Source organism: Streptococcus sp. 544 (assembly GCF_013277385.1).
Classification (GTDB): domain Bacteria; phylum Bacillota; class Bacilli; order Lactobacillales; family Streptococcaceae; genus Streptococcus; species Streptococcus mitis_BA.
In genome coordinates this window covers 1-4,064 of record NZ_VMMU01000008.1, presented here as the reverse complement: position 1 = coordinate 4,064, position 4,064 = coordinate 1, and the positions used below count along the sequence as shown (strand labels likewise).

The 4,064-nt window shown below is 44.4% G+C and carries 4 protein-coding genes; all 4 read right to left on the bottom strand.

All coding sequences use genetic code 11. The features are described 5' to 3' along the window. Nucleotides 1–60: 60 nt before the first annotated feature. Nucleotides 61–873 (bottom strand): 2-amino-4-hydroxy-6-hydroxymethyldihydropteridine diphosphokinase, encoded by an 813-nt coding sequence (gene folK, locus HT728_RS05275; protein WP_173234217.1) that lies wholly within the window; start codon nt 871–873, stop codon nt 61–63. 111 nt (nt 874–984) lie between these two features. Continuing rightward, a complete protein-coding gene (folE, locus tag HT728_RS05270; RefSeq protein ID WP_061827444.1) occupies nt 985–1,539 on the bottom strand; it encodes a GTP cyclohydrolase I FolE in 555 nt (184 codons plus the stop codon). Next, nucleotides 1,520–2,842, bottom strand: coding sequence for a folylpolyglutamate synthase/dihydrofolate synthase family protein (locus HT728_RS05265; RefSeq protein WP_173218034.1), 1,323 nt, complete (start codon nt 2,840–2,842; stop codon nt 1,520–1,522). The genes folE and HT728_RS05265 overlap by 20 nt, the downstream gene beginning before the upstream one ends. A 1-nt stretch (nt 2,843) precedes the next feature. After that, nucleotides 2,844–3,818 carry a dihydropteroate synthase gene (gene folP / locus HT728_RS05260; RefSeq protein WP_173234215.1) on the bottom strand — a complete coding sequence of 325 codons (975 nt, stop codon included), beginning with the start codon at nt 3,816–3,818 and terminating at the stop codon, nt 2,844–2,846. Between the last annotated feature and the right edge of the window lie 246 nt (nt 3,819–4,064).

The window sequence follows — 4,064 nt, the reverse complement described above, 5'->3', positions numbered from 1 at the left end:
TTTCGAAGAGTATAAAAACTCTAGCCTTCAGTTGCAAACGACTGAAAACTAGAGTTTTTTCTATTTTTTCAAAGCATTATACAAGTTACGGATCGGTTGCTTTAATGTCGGATGGATAAAATGAGGCGCAATTTCCTGTAAGGACTCAAGGACAAAAAGGCGTTCCGCTATGTAAGGATGAGGCAGGATGAGGTCGTCTGTATAAATGACCTGGTCCTCCACAAAGAGCAAGTCCAAATCAATCAAACGAGGTCCCCAATGCACTTCTCTCACCCGTCCCATCTCTGCTTCAATGGTTAACAAGGTTTCTAATAGCACTGGGGCAGGCAACCATGTTTCTACTTCAACCACTTGATTAGCAAAGCTATCTTGCTCCACACCACCCCAAGGCTCCGTCGTAAAGACACTGGACTCTTTGAGAATATGGATACCTCGATTTCGCATTTTCTCAATGGCTTGTCTCAAGTTTGCTTGTTTATCTCCCATATTGCTTCCTAGGGCGATAAAGGATCGTTGCTTGCGGCGATGAATGGCTACCGAGCAAGTATCTAGTGGCAAATGCACTGGCGCCCAAGGTTTTTTCAGTTCCAGCTTCATTTCTTGGACAAGAGGATAGGCCTCAAAAGTACGTTCCACCAGTTTATAAGCTACCGTTTCAATCAAATCCTCAGTTGTTTCCTGAAACCAAGTCGTCCACTGCTGACACAGTTCTCCATAATGGACAGAAGCCGTTAAATCCAAGTCTGTCGCCGCCTTGGTCATATCATAGGATAGGATGGCTGAAACGACAAACTTCTGCCCCAATTCCTTCTCACTAGGAAAAAGACCATGATAGGCAAAAATTTCCAAATCCTTAATCTGCAGTTGATCCATAATGATTCCTTTCTAGAAAAATCCGCCCAAAGCGGATTCTTTTTATACTCAATGAAAATCAAAGTGCAAACTAGGAANNTGACGTGGTTTGAATTTGATTTTCGAAGAGTATTATAGTCCCATTAAACGATAAGCCTGATCTCGGAGGTCCTTATCTGTTTCAAATAGACCACGAGCTACTGTCGTCAAGGTGGCAGTGCCCGGTTTTCTGACACCACGCATGCTCATACACATATGTTCCGCCTCAATGACAACAAAGGCTCCTTTAGCGCCTAGATACTCCATCAAGGCATCAGCCACTTCGATATTCAACCGTTCTTGAATTTGTGGCTTTTTAGAATAAACTTCAACCGTACGAGCTAGCTTAGACAAACCTGCCACACGGCCATCTGGAATATAGGCAATATGCGCTCTACCATAAAATGGCAAGAAGTGGTGTTCACACATGGTATGGAAAAAAATATCCTTTTCTACCACCATATTATCGTCAATAATCTCAAAGGATTTTGACAAATGTTCCTCCGCTGTTTGACCAAGACCTGAAAAAATCTCTTGGTACATACGGGCTACACGAGCAGGTGTTTCCTGCAAGCCCTCGCGATTAACGTCCTCTCCGACAGCCTCGATAATCATTTTTACAGCTGCTTCAATCTTTTGTGTATCCATTCTCATTCTTCCTCTCCATCAGATAGGCTCTCACTTGGCTCAAGAAATACAAGGAACCCGTGACAATCCTAACTGTTTGTTTCTCTTCTTTTTTATCTGTCAATTTCTGCTCTAGAAAATCCTGCCAACCTTGGTAGTTGAGATTCCTAGACTTAGCTGCCTCTTCCAACACGCTTTCATCAGTCGCCCGACTATCTTCAAAATGTGTCAGAGTAAGCTCGGTATCTGGCATTGTCCCCAGCAAGTCCAACATATCCTCCAAGGCCTTGGTTTTGATACAAGTAAAGAGGATTTCCTTATGATAATCCGCAAAGCGTTCTTGCAAGGTTGCCAATAAGGCCTTGATAGCATGGGGATTGTGGGCCCCATCCAAAATCATCAGAGGGTCTCTCGACACAACTTCCAAACGCCCTGGCCAACTTGCTTCTTCCAAGGCTTGACCAAGTAGGTCATTGCTTGCTAGCTCTCGACCATCTTCTAAACAAAAAGTATCAAGTAAAGCTATGGCCATCCCAGCATTCTCTATCTGGTGCAAGCCAAGCAGGCTAGTCTGGAAGCGACCTTGTCTGACAGCACTTGTATAGTCAAAGACTTCCCCTGTCACCACACTTTCTTGATGGCTGACCTGATAATCTGTCCCGTAGGCAAATCTCAGTGCATCTTTCCCTTCCGCAATGCAGTCAATCATAGCCAAAGCTTCTGGAGCAATACGCCCTGTTACCAAGGGAATCCCTTGTTTGATAATACCTGCTTTCTGCTCTGCTATGGCATCCAAGGTGTCACCAAGTAGGGCCACATGATCCAGTCCAATAGTGGTGATGCCTGTCAAAATGGGCTGGCAGACATTGGTACTATCTAAAAGTCCACCCATGCCGACTTCCATGATAGCCACGTCTACTTGCTCCGAGGCAAAGTAATCATAGGCTATAGCTGTGATAATCTCAAACTCGGTTGTCCCCTGCAAATTGGCGGCCGTTTCTCCCTCCAGCAAAGACTGATAGTCTGCCATGAGGGCTTCTAGCCTCGCTTCTGGGATAGATTCTCCATTGATGCTAATCTGGTCTGTGTAATGAATGAGATAGGGCGAGCTGAACACCCCAACTCTCAGCCCCATCTTTTCTAGCATATTTTTCAAAAAAGCAATGGTCGAACCCTTGCCATTGGTCCCTCCGATATGGATAACCTTGAGTTTGAGATGGGGATTGCCACGCAAAGCTAACAGTTCCACCATTCGTTCCAAGCCAAAATGCGGTTGATCCGTCCGATAGTGGGCAATCCACTGATTGTTTTCAATTTCTTTCATCTTATTTATATTGTTTTAAATCTAAATTTTCCGCTTCATCAGCCAGACGAATGGCGGAGGCAATTTCAACTGCCATCCTGTGACTAGCTACATCATGCACGCGCACCACTTCCACACCCTGTCTTGCAGCGATACTAGTTACATGAGCCGAAGCCGTATCTCGATTGCGGAAACCAAGCTCTGTCTCAGGATTGACTTCAAAACCATTTTCTTCTAGGATATTGATGACAAATCGCTTGCGCGACACTCCAAGAAAGATTGGATAGCCCTTCTGATGTAGTTTATCCAAGTCCCGTAAAAGAAGCAGATTTTCTTTCTTGGTCAGACCAAAGCCAATTCCTGGATCCAGAAGGATGTTTTCTTGTGCAATACCAGCTTCCTCTGCTCTCGCTAGGGCTCTGTCAAAGAAAGCCTCCATCAAGTCTTCGATTGGCAATGTTTCAAAGTCAGCTAACTCTTTTTCTGTAAAAGCTTGACCAAAACCAAAATGAGGGAAGATGAGCGAGCTAGGGTGCTGAGGTCGAGCCATGACTGGATTAAACATGATGACCACTTTCGCACCAGCCTTAGCAACCACATGGGCCATTTTTTCATCACCCATGAGACCAGTAATATCATTAACTAGATTGGCACCAGCAGCCAAAGCAGTCTCTGCCACCTGACTTTTCCAAGTATCAATAGAAATGAGGACATCACTTTCCTTGCGAATCGCTTTAATCACTGGAACAACACGCTGGATTTCCTCTTCTATCTCAACATAGCTACTTCCCGGCCGAGTCGATTCTCCGCCGATATCTAGCATACTCGCTCCCTCTGCGATCAACTTCCGAGCCTGCTGGAGTGCTTGCTCAAGAGCAAAAAATTGACCACCATCCGAAAAGGAGTCTGGGGTTACATTGATAATTCCGCAAATAGCTGTCTTTGCACGATTGGCTTTACTTAACATATCGGTCACTCCCTCAAGGCTTTTCACCATATTATTTCTCTATTTTACCATAAAAAGAAAAAGATGGACACGATTGCATTCATCTTTTTCCCAGTAGAAACAAGTAAGCAATTGTCAATAATCTTATACTCTTCGAAAATCTCTTCAAACCGCGTCAACGTCGCCTTGCCGTATATATGTGACTGACTTCGTAAGTCTTATCTACAACCTCAAAACAGTGTTTTGAGCAGCCTGCGGCTAGTTTCCTAGTTTGCTCTTTGATTTTCATTGAGGGTT